The following is a 22,201-nucleotide window of genomic DNA, read 5'->3' on the forward strand; positions in this document are numbered from 1 at the left end:
TCCCCACTCCTGGCCCTGCGGCTCGGGGTGGGGGAGGGGGAGTCGTTCGCCGGCGGTTCAGCAGGGAGTGCTTCCCCGGCGCGACCCGCGCCTCGCCGTCGCCCGTTCCACCAGCGCCACGGCCAGCACCCCGGCGGCCAGCACCACCACACCGGCGGCGGAGAGGGTGCCCATGGTGCCGAGGACGGCCACGCCCAGGGCGGAGCCGGCCTGGCGGATGCCGTTGAGCGCGCCCTGGCCGGTGGCGGCCAGCTCGGTGGGCGCCGCGACGGCCATCTCCGCTGCGGCGCCGGGGATGGAGAGGGTGCCGGCGGCGGCCAGGGCGAGCTCGGCGACCAGCACCAGGGTGAGCGGTGGGCGGTGACCGGTGGCGGGTAGCAGCAGGAGGCCGGCCAGCACGGTGGCGGACATGCCGGCCAGCAGCACCGGGCGGGCGCCGTGCCGGGCCACCAGGCGGCCGGTGAAGAAGGGCATCACGCAGACCGGCAGGGTCAGTGGCAGCGAGGCCAGACCGGCGTCGAGCGGCGAGAGCCGATAGGTGTGCTGCAGCCACAGGTCCACCAGGTAGAGCCCGCCGAAGTAGGCGAAGCACGAGACGGCGGCGGCCACCAGCGCGGCCCGCACCCGGGGCAGGGCCAGCAGGGACGGCGGCAGCACCGGCGTGGGCGCCCGGCGCTCCACCAGAGCCAGCGCGGCGAACGCCGCGACCGCCAGCGCGATGGGCACCAGCGCCAACGGGGAGCCCCAACCGGCCACCCCGGCCTCGACCAGCCCGAAGGTCAGCGCGCCCAGGGCGCCGGTGGAGAGCAGCAGACCGGAGCGGTCCAGCGCGCGCACCGCCTGCCGGGGCGGGGCGGGCAGCAGCCGGGACAGCGCCAGTGCGGCCAGCGCGATCGGCGGTGCGGCCAGGAACACCAACCGCCAACCGCCGAGTTGGACCAGCAGACCGCCGAGCACCGGGCCGCAGGCCGCTCCCAGCCCGCTGAGCGCCGCCCAGGCGCCGATGGCCCGGGTGCGGCGGGCCGGGTCGGGGTTGAGGGCGATCAGCAGGGCCAGCGAGGCGGGCACCAGGCCGGCCCCGGCGGCGCCGAGCAGGGCGCGACCGGCGATCAGGGTGCCGATCTCCGGGGCGACGGCGCACAGGGTGGAGAGCACGGCGAAGGCGGCGAGCGCGGCCCGGTAGACCCTGCGCGGCCCCCAGCGGTCGGCGAGCACACCGGCGGCGAGCAGTAGTCCGGCGAACACCACGGTGTAGGCGTCGACGGCCCAGGGCACCGCGGCCGCGGCGGGGTGCAGCGAGTGCTCGAGATCGGGCACGGCGACATTGAGGATCGAGGTGTCGAGCAGCACCAGCAGGTTCCCGGTCGCGATGCCCGCGAAGGCGAGGCGGGAACGGCGTGGTGGCGGCGCGTCAGGCGTGTGGCAGGTGAGCGGGAGGGTTTCCGCGGGCAGGGCCTTGGTGGTCATGGCAACCACTCTCGCCGGAACGGTCCCGGTCGCGCGACACCCGAAGATCGATGGCTCCATCGGAGTATCCGATGGGCTGTCAGTACGCTTGGCGGCATGGACCTCCGCTATCTTCGCGCCTTCGTGGCGGTCGCCGACCACGGCGGCATCTCGGCCGCCGCCCAGCAGCTCGGCTACGCCCAGTCCAGCGTCAGCGCGCAGCTCAAGCGACTGGAGGCGGAGCTCGGCGCGGCCGTACTGTTGCGGGCCGGCGGCGGAGCCACCCTCACCGAGGCTGGTCGACGGCTGCTGCCGCACGCGCGGGAGGCCCTGGAGCTCGACCAGCGGATGCGGCGGGCGGTGCTCGGCGAGCGACCCAGGCTGCGGATCGGTGCCCAGGAGTCGCTGGCGCACGCCTGGCTGCCGGACGTGCTGGCGGCCTTCGACTACGGCTCGGGCGGGCCGGGTGCCACCGCCGAGGTGGTACTCAGCGTGGGCAACCGGACCAAGCTCGACGCGCTGTTCAGCGCCGGGGAGTTGGACGTCGCCTTCCAGTACGACAACGGGGTGCGCGTCCTCGGGCCGTCCGCAGTGGTCGGGCACGACCGCACGGTGCTGGCCGCCGGGCCGTCCCATCCGCTCGCACGGGTCGGCACGGTCACCGCGGCGCAGCTGCTGCAGTACGAGTTCCTGGTGGCCGAGCCGGGGTGCACCTCGGAGATGCTGGTGGACCGGTTCGGCCACGACTTGCTGGTGGGCGCCCAGGTCGCGATGGTGACCGGCTCGCTCGCCGCGCTGCTCCGGCTGACGGGGCACGGGCGCGGAGTCACCCTGCTGCCCGAGATGGCGGTCGCCCGAGAGCTGGAGAACGGCGAACTGGTTGAGCTGCCGCTGGCCGAGCGGGTCCGGCCGGTGAGCATCGTCGCCAAGTGGCATCCCCGGTTGGGCCTGGCCGACGGCCCCCTGCGGACCCTGCTGGCGGTGGCCCGCCGGGCCGACCCGCTCCCGGAGATGACGCACCTGGTCGGGCAGAGCTCCCAGGTCTCCTGACCGGCAGGGGCGTTCAGCACCCGTCGACGCGAGCGTCCCGGCCCGCGAGGCACTGCGGCGCCCGGTCGGTGCGAGTCTTCGTGCCCGCGCGGGACTGCGGCGCCCGGTCGGGGCAAGTGCCCAGTCCGGCGCGATTCTTCGCGCCCGGGCCGACGGGAACCCTCCGGCCCGGGCGGGACCTCAGGCGGCCAGCGCCAGCACCGGCCGAGCGGCGGCCAGGGCGGCCGGACGGCGGCGGCGCAGCACCAGGGCGGCACAGATGGCGGCCAGCGGCAGCTCGGCACCGACCCCCATGCCCAGCGCGGCCAGCAGGTCGCCACCGGTGGCGGAGCTGCCGATGTCCCAGCAGGCGTCCCCGACGAGCAGCAGGGCCGCCCCCGCCGCGAACAGTCGGTGCAGTCCGCTGCCCCGGTGCAGCAGCAGCGCCGCGCCCGCCAGGCAGACCGCCTCGCCCAGGTCGAGCAGCACCCACCCGGCCGCGTCCCGCAGGGTCAGCGCCAGCACGGCGATCCAGGGGAGCAGCGCCAGCGCCGCACCGCCGAGCACCCCAACCCGCCACCGCATCGAGACCTGCACCGTACTGCCCCCGTTCCCTTGAGTCCCTGTGTCCTTCAGCCCTGAACGCCCGTCGCCCCGCGCCCGTCGCCCCGCGCCCGTCGCCCCGCGCCTGTCGGCTCCTACCCGGCACCGGTGGCCGCCCGTCGCCCCCGTGCCCCCATGCCCGTCGCGACCCGTGCCGGCCATCCATCTGGTCACCCGTCAGGTCAGCCGGTTCGCAGGGTCAGACCAGCCGGGCCGGCCGCAGCCGCTCGATGCCGCCGTCCGCCCGCCGGGCCATCACCGCCAGCGCCGGCCCGCTCGTCCAGGCCAGCCAGAAGCCGCCCGCCAGCACCACCACCTCGCTCTCCTCCCAGCGTGCCCGCACCCGGGCCTGCGCGAAGGCGACGTCGGGCGCCGAACCGTCCGCCGCCAGCCGGCCCCACGCGAGGCCACCGGTGCGGGAGCGCCGAGCTCCGCGCAGCACCTCGGAGTTGAGCGAGCTGGCGACCAGGACGTCTATCAGCTCGCCCGCCTCGTAGACCTCGAGCGCGGCGCGACCCGCCTGGCCCGCGACCGCGCGCACCGACCACGGGCCGCCGATCGGACCGACCGGCATCGCCAACTGCCGGAGCTCCCGCACCGTGTTCATCCCGTCTCCCCTGACCGTGCTCGACCTGCCCGAACGGACCGGCCGGAGCCGGTTTCTGACACCAACAAGCTTTCCGCTTCCGGGGGGCCGGCGTCTGTGGCGCTTGGTCCCGTCTTCGGGGTGTAGCTAGGTACACCCCCAAGAGGGGCTCCCGCACCCGTGTCCGGCCTCGACCAGGCCCTTTAAGCTGGCGCCGTGATCAGGACCACCAGTCGACTCCGGGAGCGGCTCCGCCAGGGCGCCGCGCACCCGAGCCTGGCCTGGGTGCGGGAGGCGGGCGAGCAGTACCGCGCCGTGCCCAGCCCGCGGCCGCCGGTGCCGTGGTCCACGGCGGCCGCTCACGAGGGGCTGCTGGTGGCCGCCGGGGTGCCGTTCGTGCTGCCGCTGCTGTTCCTGCTGACGTCGGCCCAGTTCTGGCTCTTCTGCACGGTCCTGTTGCCGGTGTTCGTGGGAGGGCTGTCGCGGGCGCAGCGCAGTCGGTTCCGCGCCCTGGGTGGGTTGGCCATCCCGGACCTCTCGCCGGTCAGCCCGCCCGGCACGCCGTGGCCGGCCCGCCTGCTGGCCTGGTGCACGGCGGAGTCCACCTACCGGCAGCTCGGCTACCACCTCGTGGTCGGCCCGCTGCTCACGCTGCTCGGCGTGGTGGCGCTGCTCGGCTGCGGCGCCGGCGTGCTGCTCAGCACGGTGGTCGGCTGGGGCTGGCTGATGGCGCGCGGCACTGCGGTGCGCGGCGGCGGTCAGACGCCCAGCGTGCTGATCTTCACGGCGATCGGCGCGGCCCTGCTGTTCGCCGCGCCCTGGTTGCTGGTCCGAATAGCCCGGGTCGACCGCCGTGCGGCGCGGGCGCTGCTCGGCCCGAGCCGGGCCCGCGAGCTCCAGCAGCGCGTGGCGGACCTGGCCGAGAGCCGGGCCGGCGTGGTCGACGCGGCCGATGCCGAGCGCCGCCGGATCGAGCGCGACCTGCACGACGGCGCCCAGCAGCGGCTGGTATCGCTGGCGATGAACCTGGGTCTGGCTCGCAAGACCCTCAAGGACGTGCCACCCGAGGCGATGCAGGTGATCGTCGACGCCCATGAGGAGGCCCAGGCCGCCATCGCCGAGCTGCGCGACCTGGTCCGCGGCCTGCATCCGGTGGTGCTTGAGGACCGCGGGCTGGATGCGGCGCTGTCCGGCATCGCGGCCCGCGCCCCGCTGCCGGTCCGCCTCGACGTCCGGCTGGAGCGGCGGATGGCGTCCACTGTCGAGGCGGTCGCCTACTTCGTGGTCTCCGAGGCGCTGGCCAATGTCGCCAAGCACGCCCAGGCCTCCCGGGTCGACCTGTCGGTCCACCAGCTCGGCCCTACCCTGCGCATCGTCATCACCGACGACGGGGTCGGCGGCGCCGATCCCACTCGCGGTACCGGTCTGGTCGGGCTGCGCAAGCGCGCCGCCTCGGTCGACGGGACGCTCACCATCACCAGCCCCCTGGGGGGCCCGACCGTCATCACTGTGGAGTTGCCGTGCGAGCTGTGATCGCGGAGGACTCGGTCCTGCTGCGGGTGGGCCTGGTCAAGGTGCTGGAGGCGGTGGGCTTCGAGGTGGTGGCCGCCGTCAGCGATGCCGAGGCGCTGCTCGCCGCCGTCGAGGAGCACCAGCCGAAGGTGGTGGTGACGGACGTCCGGATGCCGCCCGGCTTCACCGACGAGGGCGTCCGGGCCGCGCTGCTGATCCGCCACCAGTGGCCCGAGATCGCGGTGCTGCTGCTCTCCCAGTACGTGGAGGAGCGGTACGCCGCCGATCTGCTGGCCTCCAACACCAGCGGCGTCGGCTATCTGCTCAAGGAGCGGGTGGCCAACGTCGACGACTTCGTGGACGCGTTGCAGCGGGTCGCGGCCGGCGGCACCGCGCTGGATCCGGAGGTGGTGGCCCAGCTGCTGGTCCGCCGGCACCGGGATCCGCTGGAGCGGCTCACCCCGCGCGAGCGCGACGTGCTGAAGCTGATGGCCCAGGGCCACTCCAACACCGCGATCGCGGAGTCCCTGGTGGTCAGCGACAGTGCGGTGGCCAAGCACATCAGCAGCATCTTCACCAAGCTGGAGCTGCCCGCCGCGGACGCCACCCACCGCCGGGTGCTCGCCGTGCTGCGGTACCTCGGGGAGGGCTGAGCGTGACGGGGGAGTACCGCCGCTGGCGCGCCATCGGCCTGCTGGCCGCCGCGCTGCTGATGGTGCTCGGCGCCGGCCAGACCTGGCACCTCGTCGCCCAGCAGGCGGGCGTCACCAACTACGTCTACCAGAGTCGCATCACCGCCCTGGAGTTGAACCTGGAGAACGCCAGCGCCCGGATCAGGCCGGGTTCCGACGGCACGGTCACCGTCAGCCAGACCAGCCGCTGGACACTCGGCCGCCCGCGGATCACCCGTGAACTGGACGGCACCGTGCTGAAGATCGACATGCGCTGCCCCGGTGTGGTGCCGGTCGGCTCGATGGGCTGCGACGCCGACTTCGACATCACCGCGCCGGTCAACGCTGCCGTGAGGGTCAGGGGCAGCAGCACCGACACCACCATCAGCGGCCTCACCGGCGACCTCAACCTCAACGCCACCTCCGGCACCTTCCACCTGTTCGACGTGTCGGGCCGGCTGTCCGCCGATGTGACCAGCGGCTCGGTGACGGCTCGCGGGGTCGCCTCGGCCGAGGTCCGCACCAGCGTCAGCTCCGGATCGGCCGATCTCGCCTTCGTCACCGCGCCGCACCTGCTGTCGATGGCGGCCGGCTCCGGCTCGGTGCGTGCGGCGCTGCCGCGCGGCACCGGCTACCGGCTGGCCGTGACCATAGGCTCCGGCAGCCATGACGTCGACAGCGCCCTGGACGATCCCGGCTCCACCAACACCATCACCGCCAGCGCCGGCTCCGGCTCGGTGACGCTGGTGCGCAGCGGCGGCTGAGCGGTCCGGGAGGGCGCTGCGCCAGGTGGGGGACAATGGAGAGTCCCGTCCATCCGATCCGCCGAGGTCCGCGCATGACGATCACGTCCGCTCCCGCCGCCGCTCCCGTGGCGACGCCGCTGTCGATCGGCCCGCTCCAGGTCTGGCCGCCGGTGGTGCTGGCGCCGATGGCGGGCATCACCAACGCCCCGTTCCGCACCCTGTGCCGGGAGCAGTCCGGCGGGCGCGGCCTGTTCGTCAGCGAGATGATCACCACCCGGGCCCTGGTCGAGCGGAACGCCAAGACCATGCAGCTGATCCAGTTCGACCCGAGCGAGCAGCCCCGGTCGATCCAGCTCTACGGAGTGGACCCGGTGACCGTCGGCAAGGCCGCCCGCATGATCGCCGAGGAGGACCTGGCCGACCACATCGACCTCAACTTCGGCTGTCCGGTCCCCAAGGTGACCCGCAAGGGCGGCGGATCGGCCCTCCCCTACAAGCGCAACCTGCTGCGCGAGCTGCTGCGCGAGGCGGTGGCCGGGGCCGGCGGCCTGCCGGTGACCATGAAGATGCGCAAGGGCATCGACGACGACCACCTCACCTACCTGGACGCCGGCCGGATCGGCGCCGAGGAGGGCGTGTCCGCGATCGCGCTGCACGGCCGCACCGCCCACCAGCACTACGGCGGCCAGGCCGACTGGTCGGCGATCGCCCGGCTGCGCGAGGCGGTGCCGGCGCACATCCCGGTGCTCGGCAACGGCGACATCTGGTCCGCCCCGGACGCGCTGCGGATGATCCGCGAGACCGGTTGCGACGGCGTGGTGGTCGGCCGCGGCTGCCTGGGTCGGCCGTGGCTGTTCAAGGACCTGGTCTCGGTCTTCGAGGGCGTCACCGACCCGGTCCGCCCGAGCTTCGCCGAGGTGGCGGCCACCATGCTGCGCCACGCCGAGCTGCTCGGGCAGTGGATGAACGACGAGCACCGCGGCGTGGTCGACTTCCGCAAGCACGTGGCCTGGTACACCAAGGGCTTCTCGGTCGGCTCACAGCTGCGGGTCAAGCTGGCCATGGCGAGCTCGCTGGCCGAGCTCGGCGAGCTGCTGGCCGAGGTGGACCAGGAGCAGCGCTGGCCCGACTCGGCGGACGGTCCGCGCGGCCGCACCAGTGGCAACGGCCGGGTGGTCCTGCCGGACGGCTGGTTGGACGATCCGTATGACTGCGCCATTCCGAGCGTTGAGGCCGAATCGGACACCTCTGGCGGCTGAGTTGTACGATCCGTAAGAAATGCTCCTCCGGCTCACTGGGCCGGAGTGGAGGAGCCCTCTTGGACACTATGGCCAGGAGGGCTCCTTTTTGGCAGATTTTCATTACGCTGTGCCATTAGAACGGCGCGTTGCGCGATGATCTGACGAGTTTCGATACGTACGATGAGCGAGCCGCGTCCGTGACTCTTGCCACATGGAGTCGCGACTGACGGTCAGTCAGGGGGCCCGAAGGCGCCATGATGTCCAAATCGCCTTCCGAACGGGCAGTGGTGCGGATCCGGTCCACTGGCTGCAGGAAATCAAGCCGGGGAAACGCGGCGGTTCACCTGCCACTACTGTCTGTCCGGCCCATGTGATCTTCAGGTGTCCATGCGTTCAACTCCTGAACGGTCGCTAGCGTCAGCCGGACGATTTCAACAACAAAGGTGAACGGCTTCACAAGCTTTTGATCTCGGGGGTAACACGACGCTCCGGGGATCGGACGGCCTGTCGACGGCGCGCAACAGCCTTCGATCTGGGTATGTTCTCCGGCGTCAGGGCAACCCCGTGCGAGGAGACCGACCCGTGGCGGCGACGCAGAAGTTTGTTTACTCCTTCACTGAAGGAAACAAGGACCTCAAGGACCTGCTGGGCGGCAAGGGTGCCAACCTCGCCGAGATGACCAACCTCGGCCTCCCGGTTCCCCCCGGCTTCACCCTCACCACCGAGGCCTGCAAGGTCTTCCTGGAGACCGGTGCCGAGCCGGCCTCGCTCCACGACGAGGTGAGCCGGCACCTGGCCCTCCTCGAGGAGCAGATGGGCAAGCAGCTGGGCCAGGCCGACAACCCGCTGCTGGTGTCGGTCCGCTCCGGGGCCAAGTTCTCGATGCCGGGCATGATGGACACCGTCCTCAACATCGGGCTGTCCGACGCCTCGGTGGCCGGTCTGGCCGCCCAGTCCGGCAACGAGCGGTTCGCCTGGGACTCCTACCGCCGCCTGGTCCAGATGTTCGGCAAGACCGTGCTGGGCGTCGACGGCGAGCTCTTCGAGGAGGCGCTGGACGAGGCCAAGCACGCCAAGGGCACCAGCAGCGACCTGGACCTCACCGCCGAGGACCTCAAGGCGCTGGTCGAGACCTTCAAGGCGATCGTGCTGCGGGAGACCGGCAAGGAGTTCCCGCAGGACCCGCGCCAGCAGATGGACCTGGCCATCCACGCCGTCTTCCACTCCTGGAACGGCGACCGGGCCCGCCTCTACCGCCGCCAGGAGCGCATCCCCAACGACCTGGGCACCGCGGTCAACGTCTGCAGCATGGTCTTCGGCAACCTCGGCGAGGACTCCGGCACCGGTGTCGCCTTCACCCGCGACCCCTCCACCGGCGCGCCGGGCGTCTACGGCGACTACCTCTCCAACGCCCAGGGCGAGGACGTGGTGGCCGGCATCCGCAACACCCTCCAGCTCGCCGACCTGGAGCAGCTCGACAAGAAGTCGTACGACGAGCTGATGGCGATCATGCAGAAGCTCGAACTGCACTACCGCGACCTCTGCGACATCGAGTTCACCATCGAGCGCGGCAAGCTCTGGATGCTGCAGACCCGGATCGGCAAGCGCACCGCCGCCGCCGCGTTCCGGATCGCCGTCCAGCTGGTCGACCAGGGCCTGATCGACCTGGACGAGGCGCTGCACCGGGTCACCGGCGGCCAGCTCGCCCAGCTGATGTTCCCGCGGTTCGCCCCCGAGGCCACCTCCAAGCAGATCGCCCGCGGCCTGGCCGCCTCGCCGGGCGCCGCCATCGGCAAGGTGGTCTTCGACTCCTACACCGCCGTCAAGTGGTCGCGCTCCGGGGAGAAGGTCATCCTGGTCCGCCGCGAGACCAACCCGGACGACCTGGACGGCATGATCGCCGCCGAGGGCATCCTCACCTCGCGCGGTGGCAAGACCTCGCACGCGGCCGTAGTGGCCCGCGGGATGGGCAAGACCTGCGTCTGCGGCGCCGAGGAGCTGGAGGTCGACACCAAGCGCCGCAAGATGACCACCGCCGACGGCCTGGTCATCGAGGAGGGCGACGTCGTCTCCATCGACGGCGGCACCGGCAAGGTCTACCTCGGTGAGGTGCCCGTGCTGCCGTCCCCGGTCGTCGAGTACTTCGAGGGCACCCTGCACGCCGGCGCCGACGTCCAGGGCGGCCTGGTGCAGGCCGTGCACCGGATCATGTCGCACGCCGACGGCCGCCGCCGCCTCGCGGTGCGCGCCAACGCCGACAACGCCGAGGACGCGAACCGCGCCCGCCGCTACGGCGCCCAGGGCATCGGCCTGTGCCGCACTGAGCACATGTTCCTCGGTGAGGAGCGCCGCAAGGAGGTCGAGCACCTGATCCTGGCGGACAACGACAAGGACCGCGAGCTGGCCCTCTCCACCCTGCTGCCGCTGCAGAAGGGCGACTTCGTCGAGCTCTTCCAGTCGATGGACGGACTGCCGGTCACGGTCCGCCTGCTCGACCCGCCGCTGCACGAGTTCCTGCCCGACATCACCGAGCTCTCGGTGCGGGTGGCGCTCGCCGAGGCCCGCAAGGACCCGAACGAGAACGACCTGCGCCTGCTGCAGGCGGTGCACAAGCTGCACGAGCAGAACCCGATGCTGGGTCTGCGCGGCGTCCGCCTCGGCCTGGTCATCCCCGGCCTGTTCGGCATGCAGGTGCGGGCCATCGCGGAGGCCGCGGCCGAGCGCAAGCTGGCCGGTGGCGACCCGCGCCCCGAGGTGATGATCCCGCTGGTCGGCACCGTCCAGGAGCTGGAGATCGTCCGCGAGGAGTGCGAGCGCGTCCTGGAGGAGGTCGCGGTTTCCACCGGTGTCCAGCTGGACATCAAGCTGGGTACCATGATCGAACTTCCGCGGGCCGCCGTGACGGCCGGTCAGATCGCGGAGGCGGCCGAGTTCTTCTCGTTCGGCACCAACGACCTCACCCAGACGGTGTGGGGCTTCTCCCGCGACGACGTGGAGGCCTCGTTCTTCACCGCCTACCTGGAGAAGGGCATCTTCGGCGTCTCCCCGTTCGAGACCATCGACCGGGACGGTGTCGGCTCGCTGGTCAAGCACGCGGTCAAGGAGGGCCGGGCCACCCGTCCCGACCTGAAGCTCGGCGTCTGCGGCGAGCACGGCGGTGACCCGGAGTCGGTGCACTTCTTCCACGAGGCGGGGCTGGACTACGTGTCCTGCTCGCCGTTCCGGATCCCGGTGGCGCGGCTGGAGGCCGGCCGCGCCGCCATCGAGACTGCGGGCAGCGACTCGCGCTGACCCGCATCCCCCCTCCGACGGGGAGGGGCGTCCGTCGGTGCTCGGCGCAGGAGAACCGCCGGACGTGACGCGGCCGGCTGGAGTGGACAACGGCGTCCGCTCCAGCCGGCCGCGTGCCATCTCCGGGTCGCTCCGGCATCCGGCCGCGTGCCATCTTCGGGTCGCTCCGGCACCCGGCCGCGTGCCATCTCCGGGTCGCTCCGGCATCCGGCCGCCGAACTGCTCCTTTCGAGTGAGCGGCGGCACCCTGCTGATCATCGGACCGCCGTCGACCGGCAAGCTGGAGCACATGACCAGTCGCCTGCGCGTGATCGCCGTCGCCACCATGCTCGCCTGTGCCGTCGCGGCCGCCGCGGTGTACGCGTTGACGACCCGCCAGGCACCGGCCGCCCGCCCCGCCGGACAGGCGCTGCCGACCGCCGCCGCGGGCGGGGTCTGCCGTTCCGTGCTGCCCGGCCAGGCCCAGGAGACCATCCGCCTGATCGCCAGGGGCGGCCCGTTCCCGTACCGCACCGACGGCACCGTCTTCGACAACCGGGAGGGCCGGCTGCCCGAGCAGCCCAGCGGCTACTACCACGAGTACACCGTGGTCACCCCGGGCGCCGGGGACCGCGGCGCCCGCCGCGTCGTCACCGGCCGGGCCGGCGAGGAGTACTGGACGCAGGACCACTACGCCGGCTTCCAGCGGATCGACCCGGCCTGCTGACCCGGGCCGACGCGCTCAGCGGGACCGGGTCCAGGTGATCCGGTGGTACGGCCCGTGCGGACCGGTGGCCAGCAGGGTGCGCAGCTCGCGGATGACCGGCCCGGCGTCGGCGCGCAGCTGGTGCGGGGTCGCCCGGACCACCGGGAGCCGTGCCGCCTGCAGCCGGTTGCCGCGGGTCAGGGTGCGCTCGTAGTCGGCGGGCCTCAGTTGCCAGGCCCGTGAATCGATCTCCAGGGCGACGCAGGCCTGCGGCCAGAACGCGTCCGGCACCGCGAGGAACCGCCCGTCCAGCAGCAGCACCGGGTTCCACAGCGGCTCCGGCAGCCCGCACCGCCGCAGCAGGTCGCGTGCCTCGGCTTCCGCGATCGAGTACACCCCGCAGGTCAGCTCGTCCGCCACGTGCTGCACGTGCGGCAGCGCCGCGGTGGCCGCCGGCCCGCCGACCAGCCGGGCCAGCAGATCGGCCCGCTCGCAGTGCCGCCCCTGCACCGCCTCCGCGCAGAGCGCCCGGAACTGCCGCCCACCGGTCAGGAACGGCGCCGCGTCGGCCAGCGCCCGGGCCACCCCGACGCTCCACAGCCCGTCGTCCCGCTCCACTCCGGCCGGCATGCCGCCCACCCGGCTCGGCGCCCGGTGCACCCGGACGAAGTCCCGGCTGGCCACCCTGCGGCTGCCCGGGATCAGCACGTCGACCACCTCGACGTCCGCCGGATGCCCGGCACTGGGCAGCCCCGCGTCCGCCAGCACCGACAGGCCGGTCAGCAGCACCGAGCCCGGTTTCGGGCGCTCGCCCTTGGGAGCCGCGTAGCTGAGCGCGGCCCGCAGGCGCTGATGCGGACTCAGCCGCCCGCTCTGCAGACAGATCACCCGGGGCAGCACCCGCTGCCAGGGCCCGCCGGGCCGCAGCCGGTGGGCGATGGTCCCGGAGGGCACCCCGTGCTCGATCAGCTGCGCGCGGGTCAGGATGTGCTGATGGTCGGCGCCGAGCAGCCGGACGGCCTCGAGGGCGGTCATCGCAGTCATGGCGGGGTGGTGCCCCGCCGGACGGTGGGTATGCGAAAGGTCCCCCGCAGGGGGTCAGCCCGGCCGAGTGTTGACTCCGTGTTGTCTTCGGCGGCCGCGGCCGCCGGCCCGAGGCCGGTCAGGCGGGGATCAGCGGCCCGGCGGGTCTGACGCACTCCTGGTCGAGCTCGTGCCCCATGCCCTGGCCGATCCCCCGGTCCGGCGCGCTCGGCGAGATGGCCGCGGCGATCCGCAGCTCGATGATGTCCCGCACCGCCGGCCACTCCTCGGCCAGGATCGAGTAGAACGCGGTGCTGCGCACCACCCCGTCCAGGCCCCGGCTGTGCGCCCGGCGGACCCCCTCGGGGGTGGCGCCGAGCCGCTCGATGGCCGCGCGGGAGCGCAGGTTGCGGGCATCGGCCCGCATCGAGATCCGCTGCACGCCCCAGGTCTCGAAGGCGTGGCGGAGCATCAGCAGCTTGGCCTCGGTGTTGATCCCGGTGCCCTGGGCGTGCCGGGAGAGCCAGGTGCGGCCGATCTCGGCGGCGTCCGGCACCGCGGTGGCCGGATCACCGACCGGGCCGGCCGGCAGCGGCGGCCAGACCACCGGCCCCTGCCAGTAGTCCAGCTCCAGGAACCGGGTCGAGCCCACCACCAGGCCGTCGCCGGCCCGCACGGTGGCGAACGCCAACGACCGGCCGGCCGCCAGGTCGGCCTGGGCGGTGGCGATGAACTCCAGCGCGCCGTCCAGCCCTTGCGGGACGGCGGTGAAGCCGTAGGTCGAGCGGTCCTCGGCCGCCGCGGCGGCCAGGCCTTCGGCGTGCTGCTCGGTGAGGGGCTCCAGCCGAACGGTGCGGCCGGTGAGGGTGACTGGTGCAGGCACGGAACCTTCGATCCTTCGGCAGTCGGAGGACCCTCGCGCCCGTGGCGCGGGCGCTTGGGAGGACAGGTCGCCCCGCCCGATGCGGTCCGCTCGACCCGGGTACGCCGGAGCTTCGGCCGTACGTCGGGTGGCAGCGGCCCTCGGGCGGGCAGCGCGGTGCCGGAGAGCCCGGTCGGCAGGGACCGGTCCGGCGAGGAGGTGCGGGGGGACAGCGTGCGTCCGCGAGATGGCCGTAGAGGGAATGAGTGCGCGAAGGGAAGCAGGCGGCCAGGTGAAGGCAACGTGTGATTCTGGGGCTGACCGTACACGTTCGGGACGGCGGCCTACGGCGTGACGGACGACGTGGCGACGGCGCGACGATGCGGGGCAGCGAGAGGACGATACATGTCGATGCCGCCCGCGTCACTTCGCGGCGCGCCCACCGGGCGCGCCGTCCTGCCCCGACTGGCCCAGCGGTGCCGACCGAAGTGCCCAATCACCGTCCTGACCTGCAGTGATGCAAGGGCGGCAGGTGACTGTGAACGGTACGAGTCAAACCCGCCCGATGGGCCGGGGCGGTGTCGGGAATGTCAGCGCCCTGCGGCACGCTGGTGTGTGTGACCGACAGGCAGGACCGACGAGAAACGGATCGGGTGCGCGGTGCGTGATCCCAAGGAGCTGTACGAGCTGGAACCACACGGCGTGGCGGCGCTGGAGGCTGCCCGCGCCGGGCTGGTGGACGGCCCGGTGCTGCTCTACCAGTTCGATGGCTTCATGGACGCCGGGGAGGCCGGCGGCCAGGTGATGGCCCACCTGCAGGAGCAGGGCAGCCCCCTGGTGGTTGCCCGGTTCGACCACGACCGCCTGGTCGACTACCGCGCCCGCCGCCCCGCCATGACCTTCGACCAGGAGAGCTGGGTCTCCTACGACCCGCCGGAGCTGCTGGTGCAGCTCGTCCAGGACGCCACCGGCACGCCGTTCCTGCTGCTGACCGGCCCGGAGCCGGACGTCGAGTGGGAGGCCTTCGCCGCCGCCGTGGCCGGCCTGGTCGACGAGCTCGGGGTGCGCCTGGCGGTGGACTTCCACGGCATCCCGATGGGTGTGCCGCACACCCGCCCGGTCGGCCTGACCCCCCACGGCAACCGGCTGGACCTGGCGCCGGGCTACCCGCGCTGGTTCGAGCGGGCCCAGGTGCCCGGCAGTGCCCAGGCCCTGGTCGAGTACCGCCTGGCCGAGGCCGGGCACGACGTGCTGGGCTTCGCCGTGCACGTGCCGCACTACGTGGCCCGCTCGCCCTACCCGGCCGCCGCGGTGACGGTCCTGGAGGCGGTGCAGGCCGCCACCGGTCTGGTGCTGCCGGGCAACGAGCTGCGCCGGCGGGTCGCCGAGGTGCACGCCGACATCGAGGAGCAGCTCTCGCACGGCGACGGCGAGCTGCGCTCCGCGATCCGCGGCATGGAGGGGCAGTACGACGCGGTGGCCGGCGCCGAGAGCAGGGAGAGCCTGCTCGCCCAGGCCGCCGACCTGCCGTCCGCCGAGGAGCTCGGCCGCCAGTTCGAGCAGTTCCTGGCGGAGCACGAGCAGGGCGAGTAGGCCGCCCGTTCGGCTCGGAACCAACCCGGGGGCACCGGGCGTTGGGCGGGGTGTGACGCGTCGACCGGTGGGCCTGGGGCTCGTGCTGGTGCTGCTCGCGCTGGCCGGTTGTGCCGGCGCGGGCGGCGGGCGGCCCGCGCCCGGCGGCGCGTCGGCGAGCGCGTCGCCCAGCGCCGGGGCGCGCGCCTGGGTGCCCGGCGGGCCGTACGCGGCGCTCGGCGACTCCTACACGGCCGGGCTGCACCTGCGGCCGGCCGGCGGCGGTCCCACGGGCTGCGGCCGGTCGGCGGCCGACTACCCGTCGCAGGTCGCCCGGGGGCTCGGCCTGACGGGCGACCAGTTCACCGACGTCAGCTGCAGCAGCGCCACCACCGCCGACCTGACCGGCGCCCAGCAGGTGGCCGGCGGTCCGAACCCGCCCCAGCTGGACGCGCTCACCGCACGGACCAGGCTGGTCACGCTCGGCATCGGCGGCAACGACGCGGACTTCACCCAGGTCTTCACCGAATGCGCCGAACAGGGGCTGCTCCATCTGGTGACGGGGGCCCAGGGGCAGGCGCCGTGCAAGGCCCGCTACACCGCCGCCGACGGCAGCGACCTGCTGAACGGCGTGCTGAACACGGTGGGCGACCGGGTGGCCGCGGCGCTGCAGCAAGTGGCCCGGCGGTCACCCGGGGCCAAGGTCTTCCTGGTCGGCTACCCGGCGCTGCTGCCCAGCGACCCGGCCTCCTGCGGCGGCCTGCTCGGCGGCGCCGTCAGCACCGGCGATCTGGCCTTCCTCGCCGGGAAGGAGCAGCAGCTGAACACCGTGCTGCGGGACCGGGCGGCGGCCGCCGGCGCCATCTACGTGGACACCTACACGCCCTCGCAGGGGCACGACATGTGCGCCGGGCCGTCGGTCCGCTGGGTGGAGCCGCCGCTGCCGGCCGAGGGCCTGGCCCCGCTGCACCCCAACCCGGCCGGGGAGCAGGCGATGGCCGCCGCGGTGCTGGGGAGCATCCGGGCGGCCCACTGAACCGCGACCAGGGCTACGGCTTCGCCCAGTCGGTGCCGAGTGCGATCGCCGTGAGCTGGTCGGCGTTCAGTGCCAGCGGGCCCGCGGTGAACGCATGGCTGCTGGGTCCGTTCCACTCGGTGACGGTGACCCTGGTGCCGTCCGGGTGCAGGGCGTCGACCACCCAACTGACCTGCCCGGGCGCGCCGTAGCCGGTGGCATTGGTGTCGCCCGTGTTGTTGGCCTGGCTGATCACGCTGGTGCCGTCGGCGGCCCGGGTCACGTCGCCCGGGTCCGAGGCACCCGACGTGAACTGCCGGCGCCGGGACTGCGCCTCCGGACCGTCGCCCTGGGCCCACTTCGGCTCGACGGTGATCTGCAGCTGGCTGGTCCGGCCGGACAGGGTGACGGCCAGGTGCGCCGAGCCGAGGGTGTTCTGCTTGCCGAGGTCGCCGGCGTCCGCCCGGGCGTCCGCGGGAAGCCGCTTCTGGACCCCGGCCAGCACGTCCTCAGGGGCGGGAGCCTGGGCCGTGTCCTGGGCCTGCGGCGGGGCGCTGGCCGGAACCGTGACCGCGCTGAGGACCGGGTTCCAGGCGCTGCTGCTCAGCACGGCGGCCAGCTGGTCGGGCGAGATCGGCAGGTTCTTCCCGTCGGCCGGCGACCCGCCGGTGAAATCGGCCTCGTCCAGCCGTAGCTGCTGCCCGTCGGTGCGCGTGAAGTAGGCGGACCAGGTCCTGGGCGGCCCGCTCAGCTGCTCCACCACCACGATCGAGCCGTCCGCCCGCACCGAGCGGGTGCAGCCGTCGAGCGCGGTGTCGAACGGATCGGGGCACTGGGTGCCGTAGGTCCACCGGTTGACGGGGCCTTGGACCCGGCTCGCCGACAGCTCGAGGCGGGCGGCGCCGGTGGCGTCGGTGTACAGCAGGTTCGCCATCGGCCCGGGCGAGTTCGGATCGCCGGTGCCGGTGCCGTGCGCCTCACTGGTCCGGCCGCCGGACGGCAGCAGCGAGGCGAGGGTGTCGGCCATGAACTGGCCGGTGACCTGTGCCGTCCCGGTCGTGCCGGTCCCCGCGGCGACCGTGGGCCGGCCGGGACCGGAGCGCAGTTCGACGGTGGTGGTCAGGGCGGCCAGGGCCAGCACCGCGGCCCCGCTCACCACCACGGTGCGCCGGCGGACCGCACGGCTGCGACCGATGCGCTCCGCGGAGTCGGCCAGCGACTCGCCGGAGGTGTCGGGGGCGAGCTCCGCGGCATCGCGCAGCGCCTGGGAGAAACGCTCGTCAAAGGAGGACATGGCAGATGGACCCTCATCTCGGGTGAACTGGGTGACGTCCCGGGCGGAGCCGGGTGGGAGCGGACCGGGTGGCATCGCCGGTCAGGGCCGGGTGAGCTCGTCCAGCTCCGCACCGAGCACCTCGCGCAACCGGGTGAGCGCCCGGCTGCTGCGCGAGCGGACGCCGCTGGCGCTCAGCCGCAGTACGGCGGCCGTCTCCTCGACACTGCGGTCCTCCCAGAACCGCAGCACCAGCACCGCCCGGTCCTGGGCGGGCAGTTCGCGCAGCGCCCGGATCAGCGTCACCCGCAGCGCCGGGTCGCCCTCCCGGCCGGCCGTCTCGGTGAACGTGTCGGTCACGTGCTCGGAACTGCTGCGGCGGCGCCGGTACGTCAGGAAGCTGTTGACCAGCACGGTCTGCGCGTAACCGGCCGGGTTCTCCAGCCGGGATATCCGCCGCCACCGGCCGTACAGCCGGGCCAGCGCCTCCTGGGCGAGGTCTTCCGCCAGGTGCGCGTCACCACCCGTCAGGAGGTAGGCCGTGCGGACCAGGTGGCGTCCCCTCGACACGGCGAACTCCCGGAAATCCAGGGGGCCCTCCGGCGCGGCACTCGGTGTTGTGCGGTTCATGACCTTCTAATGCGATGGACCGGCATCCGCGTCCCACCCCTGCTGGTGCCGCCCCGGGGTGGTGCCGAAGGCGTGCCGGAACCCCTCGATGAAGGCGCTGGGGGAGCGGTAGCCGCAGGCGGCCGCCGTGGCGGTGACCGAGCGGCCCTCGGCCAGCAGCACCAGTGCGTGGTGCAAGCGCAGTTGGGCCCGCCACTGCGGAAAGCTCAGGCCCAGCTCGCGCCGGAACAGCCGGCTCAGGGTGCGCTCCCCGGCGCCGACCGCCCGGCCGAGCTCGGCCAGGCTGCGCGGGTCGCCGGGGTCGGCGGTGAGCAGGGCGGCCAGGTCGCGCAGCCGGGGGTCACGTGGTCGCGGTAGCCCCAGCGGCAGTTCGGGTGCCTGGCGCAGCTGGTCGAGCGCGGCTTGCTCCAGGGTGCGGGCGGGCCGTCCGGTGGGTGCGTCGGGGCCGGTGAGGGCGGCGATCAGCTCCCGCAGCAGCGGGCTGACCGCCAGCACCGCCGGGCCGGCCAGCCGCAGCGGGTTGACCGCCGCAGGGAACACCAGGCAGCGCAACTCGGAGGGTCCGTGCGCCTGGTGGGTGTGCGGCACGCCGGCCGGCAGCCAGACCGCGCGGTGCGGCGGCACCACCCAACTGCCCTGCGCCGTGGTCATCCGCAGCACCCCGCGTCCGGGCCAGGCCAGTTGGTTGACGTCGTGGTAGTGCCAGTCCACCCGCTCCCGGTCGGCCATCGGGCGCAGCGAGGGCCCGGGCGCGTCCCGGTGAGCGGCATCCTGGCGGGTTGGCGACACAACTGGGCAGAGTAGCGGAAGCCGGAAGACCGCCCCGGCGGCAGGCTGGACGCATGACGAGCCGTGAGACCGGTGTCTGGCGCCGGATGCGACTGTGGGGCGCGGCACATGCCGTGGACGACCTCTACCAGGGCCTGGTGCCCGCGATGGTGCCGTACTTCGTGCTGGAGCGCGGCTGGGACTACGTGGCGGCGGCCGGGCTGGCGTTGGCCGCCACGCTCGGCAGTTCGCTGCCGCAGCCGCTGATCGGCCTCGCCGTGGACCGCTGGCGGCTGCCCTGGCTGGCGGCGGCCGGGGTGGCGCTGGCTGGGACGGGGGTGGGGCTGTCCGGGCTGGTCGGCGGCTATCCGCTGGTCTGGGCGCTGCTGCTGCTCTCCGGGATCGGGGTGTCGATGTTCCACCCGGCGGCCGGCAAGGCGGCCCGGCAGGCGGCGGGGGAGAGCGCCACCGCGATGAGTGTCTTCGCGGCCGGCGGCAGCGTGGGCTTCTTCCTGGCCCCGGTGCTGGCCACCCCGGCGCTGACCGCCTGGGGGGTGAAGTCGACCGCGCTCTTCCTGGCGCCGGCGCTGCTCACGGCCGTGCTGCTGCACCGGGCCGGCGGGCGCGGGGCGGTGGCGACCGGAGCGGCCTCCCGGGCGGGCGGGACGGACCACTGGGGGCCGTTCCTGGTGCTCACCGGCGTGGCAGTGGTCCGCTCGATGGTCTTCTTCGGGATCAGCACCTTCATCGAGCTGTACTGGCTGCGCCAGCTGCACGCCTCGCAGACGCTGGCCGGGGCGGCGCTGGCCTGCTTCCTGGCCGGCGGGGTGACCGGGACGCTGGGCGGCGGCCGACTGGCGGACCGGATCGGCATGGTGCGCACCGCGCAGCTGGGGACGGTGCTGATCGTGCCGGCGCTGCTGGCCTTGCTGCTGGTACCGGGGCGGTACCTCCCGCTGTTGTTCGCGGTGTTGACCGGGGTGGTGCTCAACTTGCCGTTCGCGGTGACGGTGAAGCTGGGGCAGGACTACCTGCCGGCCCGACCGGGGACGGCGGCCGGGGTGACGCTGGGGCTGGCGGTCAGCGTCGGCGGGCTGGTCGCGCCGCCGCTCGGCCTGGTGGCTCAAGCGCACGGCCCGCGAGGGGCGTTGGCGGTGGTCTGCGTGCTGCCGCTGGCTGCCGTGCTGCTCGGGGCGTTCCTGGTGGAGCCGGAGCGGCTCAGGCGGTCGGGGCGGCGGTCATCGGCCGGGTCGGCAGCTCCCGGTGCCGGCGCACCGGCGAGCACAGCAGGGTCAGCGCGGCCAGCGGCACCCCCGCGCAGCTGATCCACATCGCGGGGCCGAGGCCGACCGTCTGGGCCAGGGCGCCGGCCAGCAGTGCACCCAGCGGCATGGTGCCGTAGACCACGACGGCGGTGGTGGCGCTGGTGCGGCCGAACAGCTCGGCGGGCACGTACTGCTGGACGAAGGTGGCCCGCAGCACATTGCCGGCCACCACGCCGCCCGAGACCGCCAGGCCGCCGACCACGCAGCAGACCGCACCGGCGCCCCTGTCGGCGAGCGGGATGAGCAACGCCAGGATCGGCAGCCCGAGTTGGAAGAGCAGCAGGGCCCGCGCGGTGCCGATCGCCGCGCCCACCCGGCGGGCCACGGCAGCGCCCGCCATGCCGCCGAGGCCGGACAGCGCGATCAGGGTGCCGATCAGGCCCTGCGGCAGCCCGGCGCGGTCCAGCAGGAAGACCACCTGGATCGACTGGTAGGCCGTCAGCGCCAGGTTGGAGAGCCCGCCGTAGGCGAGGACCGAGCGCAGCCAGCTGTCGGCCAGCACCAGCCGCAGGCCCTCGCCGATGTCCCGCCGCAGGCTCCGTCCGGCCGCCCGGGTGGCCGGACGCGCGGCCTCGTGGATCCCGGCGGTGCAGAGCAGCGAGACCAGGAAGGTCGCGGTGTTGGCGAACAGGCCGTTCACCGGCCCGAAGAACTGGGCGATCGCACCGGCCGAGCTCCTGCCCGCGAACTGGGCGACCGAGGCACTGCCCTGGATCCTGGCGTTGCCCTCGGCGCGGTCCGGCGCGGCCAGCAGGGTGGGCAGCAGGGCGGTGTAGGCGGTCTGGAAGAAGACGGTGCTGATCCCGGCGCAGAAGGCCACCGCCAGCAGCTGGGGGAAGGTCAGCAGGCCCAGGGCGCCGGCCACCGGAACGGTCAGGTAGAGCAGCAGGGAGCAGGCGGCCGCGGTCAGCATCACCGGCCGGCGGCGCATCCGGTCCACCCAGGCGCCGGCCGGCAGGCCGAGCAGCAGCCAGGGCAGCCAGGCGGCGGCGGTGAGCGAGCTGACCTCCAGTGCGTCGGCGCGCAGCGTGACGGTGGCGATCAGGGGTAACGCCAGGTTGGTGACCGAGGTGCCGAACTGGCCGGTCACCTCGCCGGTGTAGAGCAGCCGGAAGTCGCGGTTGCGGCGCAGCAGGCTGCTGCCGGGGGTGCCGACGGGCGACTCGGTGGCGCGGGTCAGGGTGCGCATCGGGGCTCCTCGCCGGCGGGGTGCTCCTCGCCGGTGCTCTCGGTGCCGAACATCGGCAGGGTCTGGAACTGGATCAGCACCGGGCGGGCTTCGGCGGGCCTCGGGGCGTCGGGCTCCGGCACGTGGCGGCGGATCACCGCCAGCAGTTCGGCGCCGAGGGCTCCCAGCTGCTCCGGCGTCATCCACACCTCGCCCCAGTCGGACATGTTTCCGGCGCCCACCCACTCGGGGGTGCGCGGGGTGGCCAGCGCCCGGGCGGCGCGCTGGAAGGCGCGCTCCAGGTAGTGGCGCTTGTAGACGTCGAGCGCCTGGGCGGTGGCGGGGTCGACGGTCAGCTCGTCGCTGTTGAAGGTGAGCTTCTCCGTGCTGCGCTGCCACCAGCGCTCGCGCCTGGTGCCGCGTTCCTCGTCCTCCTCGATGAACCCGTGCTCGGCCAACTGGCGCAGGTGCCAGCTGAGGGTGCCGGTGTTCTCGCCGAGCCGTTCGGCGAGCCTGGCGGAGGTGGCCGGACCCTCGTCGGTCAGCAGGTCCAGGATCCGCATCCGCAGCGGGTGGGCCAGGGCGCGCAGGCTGCCCGGGTCGATGGTGCGGGCCCGCGGGGTGGGCTGTTGGTCGTCCATGGTCATCAATCTAGCGTGCAGAGGATCCTCTGCATAGGCAAATCTGCAGAGAGAACTCTGCAAGCTGCCGGCCGTGAGCGCGCTGCGCCCGATCCGTCACTGGTGCGGCGTACC

At 73.6% G+C, this 22,201-nt stretch carries 20 protein-coding genes; 10 read left to right on the forward strand and 10 right to left on the reverse strand.

Annotation, left to right across the window (positions count from 1 at the left end; all coding sequences use genetic code 11):
- Positions 1-57 precede the first annotated feature (57 nt).
- Positions 58-1,467, reverse strand: coding sequence for an MFS transporter (locus LN042_RS23365; RefSeq protein WP_230053282.1), 1,410 nt, complete (start codon positions 1,465-1,467; stop codon positions 58-60).
- Positions 1,468-1,563: 96 nt separating this feature from the next.
- Here LN042_RS23365 and LN042_RS23370 point away from each other — a divergent pair, with 96 nt between their 5' ends.
- The gene (locus LN042_RS23370; protein ID WP_230053283.1) at positions 1,564-2,496 is read left to right on the forward strand and encodes a LysR family transcriptional regulator; all 933 of its coding nucleotides are present in this window, start codon (positions 1,564-1,566) and stop codon (positions 2,494-2,496) included.
- 180 nt (positions 2,497-2,676) lie between these two features.
- Here LN042_RS23370 and LN042_RS23375 read toward each other — a convergent pair whose 3' ends face one another.
- Positions 2,677-3,060 (reverse strand): hypothetical protein, encoded by a 384-nt coding sequence (locus LN042_RS23375; RefSeq protein ID WP_230053284.1) that lies wholly within the window; start codon positions 3,058-3,060, stop codon positions 2,677-2,679.
- Between the two features lie 217 nt (positions 3,061-3,277).
- On the reverse strand, positions 3,278-3,685 hold the full coding sequence (locus LN042_RS23380; protein ID WP_230053285.1) for a hypothetical protein: 408 nt from the start codon (positions 3,683-3,685) through the stop codon (positions 3,278-3,280).
- Positions 3,686-3,880: 195 nt separating this feature from the next.
- Here LN042_RS23380 and LN042_RS23385 point away from each other — a divergent pair, with 195 nt between their 5' ends.
- From LN042_RS23385 to LN042_RS23410, 6 genes are all read left to right on the forward strand, one after another.
- Entirely contained in the window at positions 3,881-5,197 is a 1,317-nt protein-coding gene (locus tag LN042_RS23385) for a sensor histidine kinase (protein WP_230053286.1), read from the forward strand.
- Positions 5,185-5,829, forward strand: coding sequence for a response regulator (locus LN042_RS23390; protein WP_230053287.1), 645 nt, complete (start codon positions 5,185-5,187; stop codon positions 5,827-5,829). The genes LN042_RS23385 and LN042_RS23390 overlap by 13 nt, the downstream gene beginning before the upstream one ends.
- 2 nt (positions 5,830-5,831) lie before the next feature.
- A complete protein-coding gene (locus LN042_RS23395) occupies positions 5,832-6,611 on the forward strand; it encodes a DUF4097 family beta strand repeat-containing protein (RefSeq protein ID WP_230053288.1) in 780 nt (259 codons plus the stop codon).
- A 74-nt stretch (positions 6,612-6,685) separates the two neighbouring features.
- Positions 6,686-7,852: a tRNA dihydrouridine synthase DusB gene (gene dusB / locus LN042_RS23400; protein ID WP_230053289.1), complete on the forward strand. Its 1,167-nt coding sequence runs from the start codon at positions 6,686-6,688 to the stop codon at positions 7,850-7,852.
- 564 nt (positions 7,853-8,416) lie between these two features.
- Complete coding sequence (gene ppdK, locus LN042_RS23405; RefSeq protein ID WP_230053290.1) at positions 8,417-11,125, forward strand: pyruvate, phosphate dikinase; 2,709 nt, start codon at positions 8,417-8,419, stop codon at positions 11,123-11,125.
- A gap of 232 nt (positions 11,126-11,357) precedes the next feature.
- The gene (locus LN042_RS23410) at positions 11,358-11,831 is read left to right on the forward strand and encodes a ribonuclease domain-containing protein (RefSeq protein WP_308191853.1); all 474 of its coding nucleotides are present in this window, start codon (positions 11,358-11,360) and stop codon (positions 11,829-11,831) included.
- Between the two features lie 15 nt (positions 11,832-11,846).
- Here LN042_RS23410 and LN042_RS23415 read toward each other — a convergent pair whose 3' ends face one another.
- Positions 11,847-12,854, reverse strand: a complete 1,008-nt coding sequence (locus LN042_RS23415) for a hypothetical protein (RefSeq protein ID WP_230053291.1) — start codon at positions 12,852-12,854, stop codon at positions 11,847-11,849.
- A gap of 118 nt (positions 12,855-12,972) precedes the next feature.
- Positions 12,973-13,716: a GNAT family N-acetyltransferase gene (locus LN042_RS23420; protein WP_230053292.1), complete on the reverse strand. Its 744-nt coding sequence runs from the start codon at positions 13,714-13,716 to the stop codon at positions 12,973-12,975.
- A 639-nt stretch (positions 13,717-14,355) separates the two neighbouring features.
- Between LN042_RS23420 and LN042_RS23425 the strand changes: the two genes are divergently transcribed.
- Both LN042_RS23425 and LN042_RS23430 read left to right on the forward strand, forming a co-directional pair.
- Complete coding sequence (locus LN042_RS23425) at positions 14,356-15,288, forward strand: proteasome assembly chaperone family protein (RefSeq protein ID WP_230053293.1); 933 nt, start codon at positions 14,356-14,358, stop codon at positions 15,286-15,288.
- A gap of 67 nt (positions 15,289-15,355) precedes the next feature.
- Entirely contained in the window at positions 15,356-16,303 is a 948-nt protein-coding gene (locus LN042_RS23430; RefSeq protein WP_230053294.1) for an SGNH/GDSL hydrolase family protein, read from the forward strand.
- 13 nt (positions 16,304-16,316) lie between these two features.
- On the opposite strand, the gene LN042_RS23435 is transcribed toward LN042_RS23430, so the two are convergent.
- From LN042_RS23435 to LN042_RS23445, 3 genes are all read right to left on the reverse strand, one after another.
- A complete protein-coding gene (locus LN042_RS23435; RefSeq protein WP_230053295.1) occupies positions 16,317-17,576 on the reverse strand; it encodes a hypothetical protein in 1,260 nt (419 codons plus the stop codon).
- 81 nt (positions 17,577-17,657) lie between these two features.
- Complete coding sequence (locus LN042_RS23440) at positions 17,658-18,185, reverse strand: SigE family RNA polymerase sigma factor (protein ID WP_230053296.1); 528 nt, start codon at positions 18,183-18,185, stop codon at positions 17,658-17,660.
- Between the two features lie 6 nt (positions 18,186-18,191).
- Positions 18,192-18,974, reverse strand: a complete 783-nt coding sequence (locus LN042_RS23445) for an AraC family transcriptional regulator (RefSeq protein WP_308191854.1) — start codon at positions 18,972-18,974, stop codon at positions 18,192-18,194.
- Positions 18,975-19,027: 53 nt separating this feature from the next.
- Between LN042_RS23445 and LN042_RS23450 the strand changes: the two genes are divergently transcribed.
- Positions 19,028-20,278: an MFS transporter gene (locus LN042_RS23450; RefSeq protein ID WP_230053297.1), complete on the forward strand. Its 1,251-nt coding sequence runs from the start codon at positions 19,028-19,030 to the stop codon at positions 20,276-20,278.
- Here the strand turns inward: LN042_RS23450 and LN042_RS23455 are convergent.
- Together LN042_RS23455 and LN042_RS23460 are read right to left on the reverse strand one after the other, a co-directional pair.
- On the reverse strand, positions 20,172-21,467 hold the full coding sequence (locus LN042_RS23455) for an MFS transporter (protein ID WP_230053298.1): 1,296 nt from the start codon (positions 21,465-21,467) through the stop codon (positions 20,172-20,174). The genes LN042_RS23450 and LN042_RS23455 overlap by 107 nt on opposite strands.
- Positions 21,455-22,087, reverse strand: coding sequence for an ArsR/SmtB family transcription factor (locus LN042_RS23460; RefSeq protein ID WP_230053299.1), 633 nt, complete (start codon positions 22,085-22,087; stop codon positions 21,455-21,457). Before LN042_RS23460 ends, LN042_RS23455 begins: the two co-directional genes overlap by 13 nt.
- Positions 22,088-22,201 lie beyond the last annotated feature (114 nt).

Origin of the sequence: Kitasatospora humi, assembly GCF_020907985.1 — a bacterium.
Lineage (GTDB): Bacteria > Actinomycetota > Actinomycetes > Streptomycetales > Streptomycetaceae > Kitasatospora > Kitasatospora humi.